Annotated in this window: 13 protein-coding genes and 2 pseudogenes; 5 read left to right on the top strand and 10 right to left on the bottom strand. The window is 45.8% G+C overall.

The annotated features are described in order from the left end of the window. Nucleotides 1-75: 75 nt before the first annotated feature. The 3 genes from LACZS1_RS05475 to LACZS1_RS05485 all read right to left on the bottom strand — a co-directional run bounded on the left by LACZS1_RS05475 (nt 76) and on the right by LACZS1_RS05485 (nt 3735). Nucleotides 76-645, bottom strand: coding sequence for a branched-chain amino acid ABC transporter ATP-binding protein (locus LACZS1_RS05475; RefSeq protein ID WP_070651960.1), 570 nt, complete (start codon nt 643-645; stop codon nt 76-78). Nucleotides 646-654: 9 nt separating this feature from the next. Then, nucleotides 655-1401: a hypothetical protein gene (locus LACZS1_RS05480; RefSeq protein WP_047105931.1), complete on the bottom strand. Its 747-nt coding sequence runs from the start codon at nt 1399-1401 to the stop codon at nt 655-657. A gap of 75 nt (nt 1402-1476) precedes the next feature. Then, complete coding sequence (locus LACZS1_RS05485; RefSeq protein ID WP_047105933.1) at nt 1477-3735, bottom strand: LTA synthase family protein; 2259 nt, start codon at nt 3733-3735, stop codon at nt 1477-1479. 471 nt (nt 3736-4206) lie between these two features. Between LACZS1_RS05485 and LACZS1_RS05490 the strand changes: the two genes are divergently transcribed. From LACZS1_RS05490 to LACZS1_RS05500, 3 genes are all read left to right on the top strand, one after another. Beyond that, nucleotides 4207-4812: a VanZ family protein gene (locus LACZS1_RS05490; protein WP_070651959.1), complete on the top strand. Its 606-nt coding sequence runs from the start codon at nt 4207-4209 to the stop codon at nt 4810-4812. A 162-nt stretch (nt 4813-4974) separates the two neighbouring features. Further along, complete coding sequence (locus LACZS1_RS05495; RefSeq protein WP_010488951.1) at nt 4975-5832, top strand: GRP family sugar transporter; 858 nt, start codon at nt 4975-4977, stop codon at nt 5830-5832. A 194-nt stretch (nt 5833-6026) separates the two neighbouring features. Next, nucleotides 6027-7367, top strand: coding sequence for a glucose-6-phosphate isomerase (locus LACZS1_RS05500; RefSeq protein ID WP_039638901.1), 1341 nt, complete (start codon nt 6027-6029; stop codon nt 7365-7367). Nucleotides 7368-7518: 151 nt separating this feature from the next. On the opposite strand, the gene LACZS1_RS05505 is transcribed toward LACZS1_RS05500, so the two are convergent. The 7 genes and pseudogenes from LACZS1_RS05505 to LACZS1_RS05530 form a co-directional block, all read right to left on the bottom strand. Then, complete coding sequence (locus tag LACZS1_RS05505; protein ID WP_070651958.1) at nt 7519-8253, bottom strand: hypothetical protein; 735 nt, start codon at nt 8251-8253, stop codon at nt 7519-7521. Between the two features lie 171 nt (nt 8254-8424). Further along, nucleotides 8425-9210 (bottom strand): SHOCT domain-containing protein, encoded by a 786-nt coding sequence (locus tag LACZS1_RS05510; protein ID WP_070651957.1) that lies wholly within the window; start codon nt 9208-9210, stop codon nt 8425-8427. 263 nt (nt 9211-9473) lie between these two features. Then, on the bottom strand, nt 9474-9761 hold the full coding sequence (locus LACZS1_RS05515) for a putative quinol monooxygenase (RefSeq protein WP_070651956.1): 288 nt from the start codon (nt 9759-9761) through the stop codon (nt 9474-9476). A gap of 278 nt (nt 9762-10039) precedes the next feature. Further along, nucleotides 10040-10615: pseudogene (locus LACZS1_RS05520) on the bottom strand (DNA/RNA non-specific endonuclease); the annotation flags it as partial. A gap of 86 nt (nt 10616-10701) precedes the next feature. Further along, nucleotides 10702-10891 (bottom strand): annotated as a pseudogene (locus tag LACZS1_RS14185) (DNA/RNA non-specific endonuclease); the annotation flags it as partial. Further along, nucleotides 10891-11646, bottom strand: coding sequence for a sunset domain-containing protein (locus LACZS1_RS05525; RefSeq protein ID WP_070651954.1), 756 nt, complete (start codon nt 11644-11646; stop codon nt 10891-10893). The gene LACZS1_RS05525 and the pseudogene LACZS1_RS14185, both read right to left, overlap by 1 nt. A gap of 153 nt (nt 11647-11799) precedes the next feature. After that, a complete protein-coding gene (locus tag LACZS1_RS05530) occupies nt 11800-12963 on the bottom strand; it encodes a glycosyltransferase family protein (RefSeq protein ID WP_010488937.1) in 1164 nt (387 codons plus the stop codon). A gap of 463 nt (nt 12964-13426) precedes the next feature. Here LACZS1_RS05530 and LACZS1_RS05535 point away from each other — a divergent pair, with 463 nt between their 5' ends. Both LACZS1_RS05535 and LACZS1_RS05540 read left to right on the top strand, forming a co-directional pair. Further along, nucleotides 13427-14344 (top strand): Gfo/Idh/MocA family protein, encoded by a 918-nt coding sequence (locus LACZS1_RS05535; RefSeq protein ID WP_070651953.1) that lies wholly within the window; start codon nt 13427-13429, stop codon nt 14342-14344. A 96-nt stretch (nt 14345-14440) separates the two neighbouring features. Continuing rightward, on the top strand, nt 14441-14908 hold the full coding sequence (locus LACZS1_RS05540; protein ID WP_047105942.1) for a nucleoside deaminase: 468 nt from the start codon (nt 14441-14443) through the stop codon (nt 14906-14908). Nucleotides 14909-15044: the final 136 nt, after the last annotated feature.

A 15044-nucleotide genomic window follows, 5' to 3' on the forward strand; every position in this document is an offset into this window, starting at 1 on the left:
AACAAAACCGGCGCTAGACAGCAATTTGTCTAGCGCCGGTTTTTGACTTAAAGTACAGAGTTCAGATGAGTCAGGCTATTTGGTAATGGCATTCAAAGACAATACCGGTGGCTGTTCCCACGCATTTTGCGGATTGGCGCTTAAAAGCGATTGATCTGTGGTCAAGACAAGTAGGCAGCTGTCGGTTTGCTGCAAGGCGCGACTGGCTTCGGTTAAAAAGGAACGGGTGACTTGTGGGTCAAACACTTCAGCACGGCCGCTTAGCAGCAAATAACGTTTTTTACCCACTAAGCCACGATAAAATTGCAGGTATAGCCGTTGCATGGTGTCCAATGTAGCAGCTGGCTGATCGAGAATTGGCGAGTTAATATTCAACCATTCCGGTAAAAAATCCGTGTTTTTGCTGTGCCCATTAATATACAGATTATTGCGGACGCTGAGATAATCCAGAATACCTGTATCACGGCTGCTAATGAATGCAAGTTGCTTCAGCAGGCCACCGCTCGCAAAGTTCTTGATATATTGGTCGCGCAAGTCATTCAGCGATGCCTCGTCTGGCACGTACAAGTATTGAATCGTTTTAGGGGCAAAAAGCTTCGCGAGGTTTTCACGATACACATCAAGTTGTTTTGACCGAAATAACATAGATATCTCCTAACGCGGCATGACCCGTCGCTTACGAATCATTGAAAGCGGGGTCACTAATCCAAGATTGGTGATGAAAATCACGGCCATTCCGCTACCTAAAGTTGTTAGGAAGCCCGTTGGTTGGGTGATGTCATCAGTTCTACCGCCGTAATAAAATAAAGTTTCACGAGTAAATCCGGTTAGGTGACGGGCAAATAATTGCCGAAAAGCCCGGTTCATATCCACACTTTGATAGCCTTCCTGCAGCAGATGGCCAAAAACGGAGCGGTTCGCATTGGTTAGAAACTGGATCAATTGGTCGTTAAACAGAATGATCAAAAAGACACTGATCATAAAACTGATCCAGAAACTAAAGAAAGCTTCAAAAGCATACTGCAAGCCAATGGACATACTGCTTTTGCCTACTAAATAAAGCGCGTCGGTTTCAGAGCGGCGATGATGCCATAGCCAAGCCGTGCCGATCAGCCAGCAGATACCATTGAGGATCATGACCCGATTCAACAATGATTGCGCAGACTGAACCATTTTGATATGTGCCTGACCAACCTGCGTACTCAGCAGAATGGCTTCTTTATTTTGATCGCCAAAAGAATTAAGACGCTGCAGAAATGCCCCTTGTGCGGATTGATCGATCATTTCACTCGTCATCAGCATGATGCTGATCAAGCAGAACGCAACCGACAGCAGCATCATCACAATGTAATAACGGCGATGATAACGGAAACCCGAGAACGTTCGCTCAAAGAAATGCATCTACCCGTTCACCTCATAAGCAGTATAAGCAAAGAATTTGAACAAAGTGTGAACTTAAAGCGTACATTCACTATGTTATTTGATTTGTTTGGTCCTAATATCAACCGTTTCGGAGCTGCTAGATTCGGATTCGCTTGCAGACGAATCGGTTTGTGCTTGGACTTTTTCAGGGAAATCGGTGATTGGCTGGGTGTCATCGGCTAATTCAGGAGCATCGGTTTGATAGAGGTTGGTGGTTGATTGGTCATTATTTTTACTGTAGAGACTGGTGCTCTTGCTGCCAAGACTGTGTTCGATCGACAAGACCTTGCTGAGACTCTGATTATAGTCATACTGTCCCGGATTAACCGGCTTGAATCCCAACGGCACATAAAAACGCAATAAATTACGATTGGCTACATCATCAGAAAGACTTAACCGTGTATCAACTGATTTCTGATCTTTGGTAATGACTGCTTGCAAAGTAGGGGTCATGGTCACAAGTTTACCGGTTGTGTTGTCATAAACCTTGCTGCCTAAAACAGTGTATTTCGGTGTTACAAAATTATGGTTTCGAAATGCAACAACGTCATCATGCTGGCTCGAAAGCAGATCGGTGCCAAACTGAACATAGCGTTTGCTGCTGATGCCCAGCAAGTGCAGTAATGTTGGCAAAACATCGATTTCACCGCCATACGTATTGTTGATACCGCCTTTGAGGCCTGGCATGTGGAAGATCAGCGGAACCCGCTGTAACTGCGCATTATCGAATGCTGTCCACTTGCTGGGATCTTTACCTAATAACGGTGCCAGGGTCGTATTACGGTCGTTACTGATCCCAAAATGGTCCCCATAAAGCATCACCAATGAATTCTTTTCCAAGCCGCTGGTTTTCAGATAATCGAAGAATTCGCGTAACGCCTCATCCAGATAATGAGCTGTTTTAAAATACCCGTTGATGGTCGCATCGTCGGTTCCGGCATCGGGAAAGTCAGAATCTGCCTGGGTAATATAAAAAGGATTATGATTACTGGTCGTGATGATTTTCGTGTAAAACGGCTGTTGCAAGTGTTCTAAATATTTAGGTGTTTCAGCCAGCATCAGCTTATCTTTGATGCCGTATTCCGTAGCCGCCTTTTCGTCATGATTATAAAAGTTGCCGGAAAAGTAATTGTCATAGCCAAGACTTTTATAAACATTGTCCCGGTTCCAGAAGGAGGCAGAACCACCATGAAAGACCGCGCTTGTATAGCCGGCGCGCTGTTTAAGAATAGCCGGGGCGCCTTCGAAGGTATTTTCTGTGCCGAGACTGCTGAACAGTGAGCCGTTCGCAATCCCGAACGTGCTGGTTTCCAACATGTTTTCTGCGTCACTGGTTTTACCGAGGCCGACCTGGTGGAAAAAGTTGTTGAAACTGAGTGTGTCCTTTTCTTTTATGAGCGAATTGAGAAACGGCGTGACTTCCTGGCCGTCAATTTTCTGGCCGATCAGAAACTGCTGGAAACTTTCAAGGTGAATGATAATGACATTCTTGCCCTTGGCTGCTCCGTAATAACTGGCATTGGGTGCGGCGTAATGAGAGCGGGTGTATTGCAAAACCGGATCGAGATTGGCACTGTCTGCCTGGGCGCGAACCTGATTGTTCTGGGCAGTTTTGGCGGCATCATAGATGGTAAACGGAGCCAAACCTAAGTATTTGACAATGTAATTGCGGTCAAAGGTCCGGGTCAACAGCTGCGGACGATTCATTTCACTGGTAGCAGTGAGCAAGGCAAAAAAGGCCACACCAAACACCGTTACTGCTTGCGGTAAGTGGAAAGGCATGCGGCTGGTATCAAGCGATAAGCCAAAATGCGGCCATTTCAGTGGTTGATTGTGGATATAGCGCCAGATGTTCCAAATGCCATAACCCAGATAAGTTAGCGCAACTAGGACAATATCCAGCACATAAATGATGTCATGTGGCTTCACCATGCTTAGCGAACTGGCACCAAGTCCCTGGCTGACTTTTGAAACGCCGAGGATGGTGGTTACCGTCAGAAAATCAGTGAACTCACGATAGTAAAGGACGTTAGCGAGCAATAATAAGGTACTTAATATGTAGACAATGATGCCAAGCAGGTAACCGCGGCGGGCATGTTTTGGATAAAGTCCCAACGAGAGCAAAATGATGCCAGTGCCTAAGGGGTTGAGGATAAGCAAGGTATATTGCAGCGGGTCATTTAGGCCAAGCGAGAAATCAAAAAAATAGCCGAAAAGGGTTTTAGCCCACAATAAAACAAGCAGGAGCGCCAAAAAGCCGATCCGGGTGTTGCGAAGCCACAATAAAAGGCGATTGAGTCGTAACCGTTTCAAAGCGGTAACTCCTTTCCACTTTGTTCTTTGTCATTGTACCCGCAAAAAGGTGTTTACACAAAGAGAGCGTGAGCGGGGCCGGTTAGAAACCGGAGCATAAGCGGCCTTGGGCGTGATGGCCGGGCTTTGGCCATTGCGCCCAAGGTCCTTATGTGCAGGCTTCTGGCCACGCGAGCGCGTTTAAGTCAGAGTGTGAACCAGCCCGGTTAGAAACCGGAGCATAAGCGGCCTTGGGCGAGATGGCCGGTCTTTGGCCATTGCGACCAAGGTCCATACACACAGGCTTCTGTGCCAGTGAACGAGTTGTGATGTTGTCAGGCGACATTTTCGCACCGAAACAGCATACCGCAACTGAGTCAAATTCAGTCAAGACTGGCCGATTCTTATGGAGTCTTTAAGAGTTAGTGAAATCCAGATGTACTGTGGGTATCCGGTAAGTGGTTTGCTACAATGACTACTGGAGGTAACGTGATGCTTTTTCTGGGGCCATTTTACAATTGGATTAACAGCACATCATTAAGCCGCGTCAACCATTTTCCTTTGGTGCGGCTGGTGGTTTATAGTTTGGACAAAACGATCCTTTACCTATTAATATTTGCGGCATTACGGTGCTTCTGGCTGCTAACGACTCACCGGCGCACATCATTTGGCCATGAGCTTAAACTGGGCCTGTTTGTGGGCTATCTAATCTTACTGTTTGCGTTGACAGTTTTCCGTGATGTTTATTACCCATGGCAGTTGACGTTTCATTGGGATCGACCGCTTTCGGTGATTAACTTACAGCCACTTGTTGAAACATTGAAGTTGCGGCAAGCGGCGAGTCATTTTGATCTATGGTACCAATCACTGGGGAACATTGCCTGGTTTATGCCATTAGGGTTTGGCGTGCCTTGGATCAGTACACATCGGCGACGACTGGGTTCTGCCATCGGAATCGGATTGGTGACATCCCTGAGCATTGAAACGCTGCAATTCTTGCTGATCAGCGGGGTGGCCGATATTGACGACGTGATTTTTAATTTGATTGGCGCCATCCTGGGTTACGGTTTTTACCGCATGTGGCATCCACATCGCTAACCGGTGTCGAAAAGATTTTTGCGTGCCGAGTATCGATTAAACCAAAAGTTCTCTTAGTTTTCTAACTGATTTTTTGGTTGTTTTGCTACTGGAAAACCGATAGAATACTAGCCTGTATTCTATTTTTAGCTTAACGATACGATATATAGAAAGAGGCGCGTTATGGTAATTTTACTTGCGCTGATCCCGATGTTTGCCTGGGGCTCCATTGGTTTGGTCAGTGGAAAACTTGGAGGCAATGCGTATCAGCAAACTTTGGGAATGACGTTTGGCGCGCTGGTTTTCGGCGTTGGAACCTTGCTCGTCATGCACCCGGCGCTAGATAGCAAAACCTGGCTGCTTGGTATTATTTCCGGGCTTTTTTGGGCGTTGGGCCAAGGCCAGCAGTTTCAATCAATGAAGTATATGGGTGTCTCGATGACCATGCCCATCTCCACCGGCATGCAACTCATTGCGACCACACTGGCTGGCGCGCTGTTGTTTCACGAATGGCATAACGGCAGGGATGTGACGCTTGGTATTTTGGCGTTGGCGTTACTGATTATTGGTGCCACGTTAACGTCAAGGCGCGAACAAAACGATGATGTCACGTCTGCGTCCGGCGTGTCCAAAGGCATCCGGACCTTGCTGATTTCCACAGCGGGGTATGCCGGGTACACCATCATTGTTAATGCGGGACAATTAGGGGCACTGGCAGTTGTCATGCCGCAATCTGTGGGGATGATTATTGGTGCCTTATTGATGAGCATTGGCCATCAGCCTTTTGCCAAGGCAACTGTGAAGAATATTCTAACTGGGCTGCTTTGGGGTACCGGGAATGTTTTCATGCTATTGTCCATGGCGAAAGTCGGGTTGGCTGTTTCTTATTCACTGTCGCAAATGGGGATCGTGATTTCGACATTCGGCTCCATTTACTTACTTGGCGAACGCAAGACGCACAAGGAAATGATTTGGGTCAGCTGGGGCTCGGCACTCGTCATTCTCGGCGGCGTTGTACTGGGCATCATGAAAGCAAAGTAATCTGATGAGAAGTTGCCAGATTGCTTGCTTTTTTACAAATTCAATTTTAAAGTTAACTTGTTAGAGTGTGAATTTGAACAGCGCCTTTTGCTGGTTAAAATTTTGTTTGGAAGCGGTGCCGCAATCTTTTTATGATGGCGGTCAAAGCAAAAGTTTTGTCAGCGATTGACGTATTTAGAGGAGGAACGCACACGATGTCGTACATCAAATTTGATTCATCTAAGCTGGACAAGTTCGTTCATGCCAATGAGCTTGAACAGATGCAGCCGTTGGTAACTGCAGCTGACAAGGAATTGCGTGAAGGAACCGGTGCCGGTAAGGATTTTCGCGGTTTTCTTGATTTGCCGGTTAATTATGATAAAGATGAGTTTGCCCGGATCAAGGCAGCAGCCAAGAAGATTCAGGGCAACTCACAGGTCTTCGTTGCGATCGGGATTGGCGGTTCTTATTTAGGCGCACGGATGGCCGTTGATTTTCTTTCCCAGACTTTCCGCAACCTTGATCCTGATTTGAAGTTTCCAGAAGTTTATTTTGCAGGTAACTCAATTTCCGGTACTTATCTGGCTGACTTGCTCGACATCATTGGTGATCGCGACTTCTCGATCAATGTCATCAGCAAGTCCGGTACGACAACCGAACCTTCAATTGCTTTCCGCATTTTGAAGGCCAAGTTAATTGAAAAGTATGGCAAGGAAGGCGCCAAGGAACGGATCTATGCCACAACCGATCGGGCCAAGGGTGCTTTGAAGCAGGAAGCTGACGCTGAAGGCTACGAAGAATTCGTTGTGCCGGATGATGTTGGCGGCCGCTTCTCAGTTATGTCCGCGGTTGGCCTTTTGCCAATTGCCGTAGCTGGTGGCGACATCGATGAAATGATGCGCGGACTCGGCGATGGTCGCAAAGCCTATGCATCTGCTGACTTGAAAGAAAACGAAGCCTATCAATACGCCGCTTTGCGTAACATCCTGTATCGCAAAGGCTACACCACCGAACTGCTGGAAAACTACGAACCAACGCTCCAGTACCTTGGCGAATGGTGGAAACAATTGATGGGTGAATCTGAAGGTAAAGACCAAAAGGGGATCTATCCTTCAAGCGCCAACTTCAGTACCGACCTTCACAGTCTCGGCCAGTACATCCAAGAAGGCTTGCGCAACTTAATGGAAACCGTTGTTTGGGTTGAAGAACCTAACCGCGATCTGACCATTCCAGACGACGCCCAGAACCTCGACGGCCTCGGCTATCTCGCTGGCAAGAAGATGTCCTTTGTCAACCGCAAAGCCTATGAAGGGGTTGTTTTGGCACACACCGATGGCGGCGTACCGGTTATGACCGTCTCCATTCCTAAACAAGATGCCTACACCTTGGGCTATCTGATCTACTTCTTTGAAGCAGCCGTTTCAATCTCCGGCTACCTGAATGGCATCAACCCATTCAACCAGCCCGGCGTTGAAGCATACAAGAAGAACATGTTCGCATTGCTCGGTCGTCCCGGGTATGAGGATATGACCAAGGAATTGAATGCACGGCTGTAGTATCAGGGCTTTGCGCGTTTTAAGATGATTTAAAAACTGAAGCTTCCAGACCACTTGGAAAGCTCCGTAACTGACTTGTGACTCTCAGTTCGGACTCATCCACAGGTTTGGAAGCTTCTTTTTTGTGTTTATTCATTTAAATAAATAAAAATTAACCTTGCCGGACAAAGATAAAAGTTACTTTTTGATTTGAATTGAGCGTGTATTCAACTTTGTAGTCATGACCAGTTGAATTGGAATGAAAAGAAAAGGTAGTAGATGAAGGATTACTGGTCTGAGTTACGTCTGAAGGCATCCAGTCTGCAGCAAGTTCCTGTAAATGAGATGAATCGATATTGGGATCAGATGGTGCTTTTCGCATGTCGATTTTGACGACTGCAACGTTGCCAGAACCATCAACACCAACTCCGACCTTCATGACACCAGCTGAGCCGAGGTAGTAGTTACCGCTTGGGCTTTTGATGTCAGAAAGGTATTCGGATAATTTTGACTTGCTAAAAGGACCGAATACATGATTCGTTTCAGTATTTTCTGTAACTTTGGTCTTTGATGAGGCTTCACTGTTCGATACTGTACTTTTCGAATTTGCTTCGGCATTAGCCCTTGATTGACTCTCTTCTTGCATTGATTCACTTGCAATTCTTTGTGAGTTTTCACGTGCAGCCACTATGCGCGACTCACTTTCAGCTTTATTGCCTTCAGTGTCATTTTTAATAGCCTCATCAGCTGCTTTGTCGAGTTTCTTGTTAAGTTTTTTATCTGCATCTTTATCAGATTGTGTAGTCAGAGTTTCAGTCTGATTGCTGGATATAGCAAGATAAGTTCCAGTCCCAATAATTAAAACTGCACTGACGGCAACCAATCCCCAAATTAAATGTTTTTGCATCATTCTCCTCCAAGTAGTTGTTCATTACCCTTATCCCTCGAGATCGTCCGAGTCAATTAAATCAGAAGATCTGGTAACTAATACTATAAAGTTCATTTGGCGCAAAATAAATGGGTGTGCATATGATGAACACAGATAGGAGACCTAAAAGTAAACGGTGCCTAGGACTTTTTACAGCCCAAGTAGTTGTTTCTTTTTAGCATCGAATTCTTCTTGCGTGATAATACCGTCGTCAAGAAGTGATTTGAATTGCTTTACTTGTTCAATCGGATCATCGGACGTTTTCGGTTTATCTGACGTTATCACTGTCTCGGAGGATTCCATGGCTTTCTCACTTTCTTCATCGACCTTAAAAGACAAGAGTTTTTGATAGTCAGCCGTTTTGGTGGAGAGAACAATCTGCAGTTTTTCGCCTGTCTCGTTGTTAACAAGGAAAAGCGTTGTACTTGAATCATCTTCAACTTGAGAAGTTGTCATGACACTTGATGCCTGTGTTGTGCTGTGGCCTTTTGTCTTATCTTTCCCAGAGTGACCACCAATAACCGCACCAGCTATCGTGCCAACGCCCGGCATAAGCAAAGTGCCAACAACTGCACCGCCAAGCCCATGCCGATGTTTTTTAGTCTTGCTTTTATGGTTTGTGTCGGACTGGCTCTGCGTTTTCTGTTCTTCATGATAAATAGGGCCAGCAAACTTAATGCTGCTGATTCGGAAATAAACAGGATTATCTAAATTAAAAACAACATTTCCACTCTTTAACTGATACATTTTGTCACCAAAGAAGCTAGTAGCACTAACTAATTCACGACCGGCTATAAAATGGACGGGTTGTTCTAGGACAATATCAGCTTTCAACGCTGCCTTAGCCAGTTTACGCGCTTCTTTCTCGTCGGCTGTTAAGGACGAGGATTCTGAAAGTTTATTGCTCGCATCCTTGAATTTGTCGAAAATTCCCATGTGTTGCTCCTCCAAAGTTTTTCAGCTTTTAAAGTCATCAGGATTTAGACTGGTGAATGGTTTAACGTATAAACTATACTGACTTATTCAGATCGTAATATCAACTGATTTATTTTGAAAAATCACAAGATTACAGATTTGTTAGATAGGTCACTTGTCAACTAAATGCTTATTCAAATGATAGGCTGATTTAAAAGAAACATGTAACGTTAAAGTTCGCTTGCAAAACGATAAACTACTCGTATCTTTCGCCCAAATATCAATTACTCCGCATAATCCATCCGCACAATTTCAAGCGGCTCTGCCAAAAAGTCGTCAATCCCCGCTAGAAACTTTTGGAAATGCGCCGTTTGGTTATGTAGTTCGACAGCTGCGGCGTCTTGCCAATGCTCGATGATTTCATATTTGTTGGGGTCGGTGAGGCTTTGGAAATGATCATAGCTAAGATTGCCAGCCTCGGCACGCGATCCTTCGACCAGCAAACTGATGAAGTGGCGATACTCGTCCGTCAGTTCCGGTTTTACCTTTAACGTGACATTAATGACTTTCATTTGAATCCTCCTAAAGGGGTTTGGGTTTGTTGTGGCGTAATGTATTGACAAAGGCGTTTAAAAAGACGCCTTAACATAATTTCATTATACCCGATTACTAGCGATTTACCGCGTCATAATTGTTGCAAGTGGGTGAGATCATGGCTGAATGATGGGGCTGTGTCAAAAGTGATTTGGAACATCACAAACGAACCCACTTCAACAATTGAAAATGGCCGAAGAAAAAAGCCGCGCGGACCAATGGTGTCTAGCGGCTTTCAATAAAGAATTTTTGTGTTTTAATTTTTGGTACTGGTACCATCTGCGTAATTGATAGTATATCCCGGTTCAACGTTGAAGATATAAACGTTGAATCGAACTGTGTCGTCGCCAACGCTTTGCGCCCGCATTTGGACACCACGAGCAACGAGCTCGTTGCCGCGGAAGATTGGCTTGACTTCGTAACGTACGTAATGCTGGCTGTTTTGTTTAAGGTAGTAAGCGATGTCCATTTCATGAGCCAACATGAGCGGACTATTAAGCGTTTGGGTTCCCGTCATCAGATTCTTAGGATTGTTGTTTTCGCCAGTCAGCTGGTAACCGATCAGATGGCTACGATTATAGAGCCATCCGTGTGCTGTCTTTTTGTTATGCCAGCCGGTTGGATTCCAGGTGAGGGGTTCCCGTTTGGCTGAGGGCATCAGCGATTTGTTCAAAAGTGCATTCGCATCGGTAACGCGATTTTGGCTGTCTAAATCGCTGTAAGTTGCCCAGGCACCTTTTGCTGTGGAAAGGTCACTTTTGTTAAAAGCGGGGTCATTGTTGTTGACGGTTATTTCTTGTTGACCGGTGTAGTCGAGGCTAGCTAAGTTGCTGGTGTCCGGTGAACTGCTCGGGGCCTCTGATGCTTTTGCTTCTGGTTCCTGCTTATTTAAGGTTGTTTTGAGCTTGCTGACCTGTTCACGTTTGTCAGTGATCGCATCGTCAAGGCTGCTGATAGCTGACGCGGTTTTCTTGTTAAGCTTGGTCTGACTAGCCACCGGATCGACCACTGTTTTGGCTGATTTCGAGCTGCTTTCAGAACTGCAGCCAACTAACAGGACACCCAGAACAACTAAGGGGGTGAGGTATTTCATTATCTGTCTTTTCATCATCGCAGCGCCTTTCGATAACCTGCCGCTTGTGCTTCGGCTTCAGTGTTGAAATAAACGGCATTAGCAGAATTCATACGATATCCCGCCTGGCCGGGAACATGATAGATCTTGCTACGGCTATTGCCGACAATCGTTCCCTGATCGCCTGTATTCATATCGCCTTGATTGGTAGGTGCTTGCTGCTGGGTTGTGGCAGCTTGTTGTTGCTGTTGTTGCTGTTGTGCTGCAGATTTCTTTGCTTCTTCTGCCTGCTGTTTAGCTGCCGCAGCTGCTGCGGCGGCTTGGGATGAAGAAGCTGCCTGTGCAGATGACGCCGCGACTTTGCTGGCTGATGCTTCCCGGGACGCTGATTCTGAAGCTGCCGAAGATGCTGATTCTTCAACGGCTCGTGATGATGAGGCACGGGCGTCAAGCTGGTCTTCCAGCTTGGTTTGTTCCTTCTTCAGTGCCTTTAATTCTGAAGACTTCTTAGCCTTGGCTGCTAACAAAACCTTGCCGCGCGTCTTTTCCGACTTTAAAAGACTTTTCTGCTTTGCAGTCAGTTTCTTGGTGGTTGTTTGCGCTGATGAAGCTGTTGATGGTTTTGTGTCGACCATCGGACTGCCCACAAACATGAGCACAATGCCGCCGATCAATATAATAAGGTTGAAACGTTTCGTTAATGGATGCTTGCGTTGCCGCACCAAACGAATCGTGCCCCAGACTGTACCAATCAGTCCGAGCATGACAAATAAATTGCCCAGTGTTGACATTTTTCTCCTCCAAATTCCCTAGTGACAATTGTACGAATATTGCGATTAAAAAATATTCGTATGAACTTATTTCTAAAGTTTATTTTCCCAGAAAAAAAGCCCAACGGCAAGCGTCGGACTTAATTTTTGACTTATGACTGCGTCGGATTCAATTTATGACTTTACAACGTCAACATTGGCATAAAGATTGGCGATAATTGCCAGCATGTCTTTTTCGGTTCGTTCCCAGCTGATTGTTTTCAGATAAGCTTGGGCTTTTTCAATATGCTGTGTGATCGTGTCAGGATTTGCGCATGCTGCCTGAAGCGTTTTGGCAAGATCACGCTCGTCAAGATGACAAGAGAAGTAGGTATTGTCTTTCAAGAAGTAACTGCCAGTACCTTCTTTGAAATCAATCAAGGGAAGACCGGCGCTCATCATTTCGTAAGGAACCAAGGAGAAATTAGTCATCGAGGTTGCGATGCCGAAATCAGCTTCATGATAAAGCTGGTTAAGCTCTGGCGGTGTTAGCTTTCCGAGATTCTCACCATTGATAAAACGCTTGCTACGCCCCGTACCGAAGTATTTGATTTTTAGATCAATACCCTTAGCACGCAGGATGTGGCGGCAATTTTCAAGGACAATTTGAATCGTGACAGGCGCCCGTCGCGGACTGCTCCATTTGGTGTAAACAGCTAACGTAATTTGCTGCTTTTTTTGATACGGAGCAGTGTCACGTTCTTTAAACGGATATCGGGCAACATCAACCGGAAAATTGATGACGTCAATTGGACTATTGACCTGGCAATGCGTTGTGATCATATGTGCGCACCATGGACCAAGCGTCACCATGTGCAGGCCGAGGCTATACGTACGTCGCGCCATCTGGTAGCGGTCACCATAAGGGTAGAAATACGGTTCGTAATCCTGGACAAAGTACATCTTATAGCCGGGTTTATTTTTAATGATGTAGACCGATTCCCATAAAGTGGCGATCCAAATATCAGATTGGTGCGATTCGAGTTCACCCATCGGCAGGCATGTACCTTTATAGCCGGGATAGTTAAATTCAGCATTTTGGATCATTTCGTCTTGGCTTTGCGGGACATAGCTGAGGTAATAAACGTCATACCCCGCGTTGGCTAGGAGCGTGCCTAAATGTAACATGGTTGTTTGGCCACCATCGTAACCAATGATCCCAGTTGAAACAAACGTTATTCGATTACCGCGCGGCTTAGTCTGATCAGCCGGCCGGTCATTGAAATATTTAAGTATCTGATTATACTGATGAATGCTGCCATCAGGGGCATCATTGAATTTAGTTTTTGCAGGTTTCACAGCCGTTCCTCCTATCGATTGGCATACTGAGCATGTAGGCCACAAGCAGAAAAATTGGGTAGAAAAAAGAGGCCTGGTGCCACCGCCATTTTTACAGCAGCGGTACCCGTTTAATGAAAAGATTCTGCGAAGACCTAATGTTTAATTTAGTTTACATAATAACCGTAAGCCAAATATTAAAAATTTTCAAGTTTGCCCGGATCAGAGTACGTGAATGAGCGCGTTTATAAGTCGGTTTGGAGGAGAGCTCGACCATTGCGCCAGAGGCTTCTACATGCTGACTTTCGTGCGGACAATCGTATTTCAGAGCTGTATGATTAAAAAGTCTAAAGACATTATGAGGGTTATACAGAAAACTTAGAAGATAGCCAATATAAAAATCCTAATAAATGCTTATCTTTACCCTTGAAGAGGCCTGTGCTAGTGTGAGAGTATCCATATCAATGAAAGAACAGGTGAAGTTATGTTAACGATTGGTGTCATGGGCTTGGGCTCAATTGCCCGAAAAGCATATCTACCGGTTTATGCTCAAATGCAAGATCAGGTGCAATGGCTGTTGAGCACCCGCGATGAAGATAAATTACAACAACTATCAAAGCAGTATGGACTGGCTGCGGCGGGAAATTCGTTGGAAGCGTTAGACGCAAAGCAGCTTGATGCCGTAATGATTCATACGCCAACAGAAACTCACTATCAATATGTCAAACATTTTTTGGAAAAGGGTATTCATGTTTTTGTCGATAAGCCGTTGGCAACTGACATGGGACAGGTTAATGAACTTTATGACTTGGCTGATTCCCAGCATGTGATGTTGACGGTCGGGTTTAATCGTCGGTTTGCCCCAATGATTCAGGATCTGGCCCAGGTGGCAGATAAGACCGGTGTGCGCGTGGATAAGAACAGAATTGACGCACTTGATGACACAAAACACGCCTTGTGGGATCTCTTCGTTCATCCAGTGGACACAGCGCTTATGTTGGCGGGTTATCCTGAAAAACCTAACACGCGATATGCGTTGCATACAACTTCAGATGGTCAACTTCAACAGGCAAGCGTGACCTTCACAGCCCCTGGCATTCGCGGGGAGGCCGGCATTGACTTACAAGCCGGCACCAATCTTGAAGAAGCGCAAGTGGCAGCTCCAAGCGGTGTCCAAAGAGTGCAGAATTTGGATCAGCTAGTTGTTTACGGTCGTGGTGGTGCTTCACAGACCTTTGCCCCGAACTGGCAGCCAATGTTGGAGACACGTGGCTTCGCTTCAATGGTTCAAGCCTTTGTGCAAGCCGTGGCCGATCCCGATGGCAAGAATCCGGTATCGCCTGCGACCAGTCAGCTGGCACATGCAGTTGTCGCAGATCTGGTTAATCAGATTCAAGAATGATCGCTATTTTCATGGATTGCTAGTGGAGAGACTTTTAAATAGAGCCAACTAGCAGGTGACCACTCTGCTTAGTTTGTCATGGGGGAAACAAGACTTATGTATCAAAAATCGTTTATGGAAATTGCCAATGAAGAGGCGCGTGCCAATGTTAATGGATCAGATGGCGGTCCTTTTGGGTGCGTCATCGTCAAGGATGGGAAGATCGTGAGTCGCGCTCATAATCAGGTTTTGGTCGACCATGATCCGACTGCACACGGTGAAATTACTGCCATCAGAAAAGCTGGGCAAGCGCTGGGAACTCATGATCTGTCCGGTTGCGAGCTTTATACTTCGGCGATGCCTTGTCCGATGTGTCTTAGTGCGATCATCTGGGCCAATATCAAACAGGTTTATTATGGCAACACGGCGGATGATGCTGCAGCGATCGGATTTCGGGACGCGGCCATCTATGACTTCATTAACGATGGCCTGAAAGGGAAGATGCTTACATTGAGCCAGCATGATCGGGACATGACGATTGGTGCCTTTAAAGCGTATCAAACAGCCCAAAAGAAATTGTATTAGTTGCGAGTGATGCCATTTATTTGAAGATGCGGCGCGAACGATGATGGCTTTGTGCTGGTCGACAAATGGCTTTGTACTGGCCAAAATACAGTTGACTTTTCCAAGGTTTCCTGTAGAATAGTTTGGGTACGATAAA

The sequence above is a fragment of the Lacticaseibacillus zeae subsp. silagei genome (assembly GCF_030770335.1).
Lineage (GTDB): Bacteria > Bacillota > Bacilli > Lactobacillales > Lactobacillaceae > Lacticaseibacillus > Lacticaseibacillus zeae.

Excerpts from the sequence above, each read along its gene's own strand:
- LACZS1_RS05525 (WP_070651954.1), bottom strand. The coding sequence starts at position 11,646 with ATGTCAACACTGGGCAATTTATTTGTCATGCTCGGACTGATTGGTACA.
- LACZS1_RS05475 (WP_070651960.1), bottom strand. The coding sequence starts at position 645 with ATGTTATTTCGGTCAAAACAACTTGATGTGTATCGTGAAAACCTCGCG.
- LACZS1_RS05505 (WP_070651958.1), bottom strand. The coding sequence starts at position 8,253 with ATGCAAAAACATTTAATTTGGGGATTGGTTGCCGTCAGTGCAGTTTTA.
- LACZS1_RS05495 (WP_010488951.1), top strand. The coding sequence starts at position 4,975 with ATGGTAATTTTACTTGCGCTGATCCCGATGTTTGCCTGGGGCTCCATT.
- LACZS1_RS05510 (WP_070651957.1), bottom strand. The coding sequence starts at position 9,210 with ATGGGAATTTTCGACAAATTCAAGGATGCGAGCAATAAACTTTCAGAA.
- LACZS1_RS05490 (WP_070651959.1), top strand. The coding sequence starts at position 4,207 with ATGCTTTTTCTGGGGCCATTTTACAATTGGATTAACAGCACATCATTA.
- LACZS1_RS05480 (WP_047105931.1), bottom strand. The coding sequence starts at position 1,401 with ATGCATTTCTTTGAGCGAACGTTCTCGGGTTTCCGTTATCATCGCCGT.
- LACZS1_RS05540 (WP_047105942.1), top strand. The coding sequence starts at position 14,441 with ATGTATCAAAAATCGTTTATGGAAATTGCCAATGAAGAGGCGCGTGCC.
- LACZS1_RS05515 (WP_070651956.1), bottom strand. The coding sequence starts at position 9,761 with ATGAAAGTCATTAATGTCACGTTAAAGGTAAAACCGGAACTGACGGAC.
- LACZS1_RS05500 (WP_039638901.1), top strand. The coding sequence starts at position 6,027 with ATGTCGTACATCAAATTTGATTCATCTAAGCTGGACAAGTTCGTTCAT.
- LACZS1_RS05535 (WP_070651953.1), top strand. The coding sequence starts at position 13,427 with ATGTTAACGATTGGTGTCATGGGCTTGGGCTCAATTGCCCGAAAAGCA.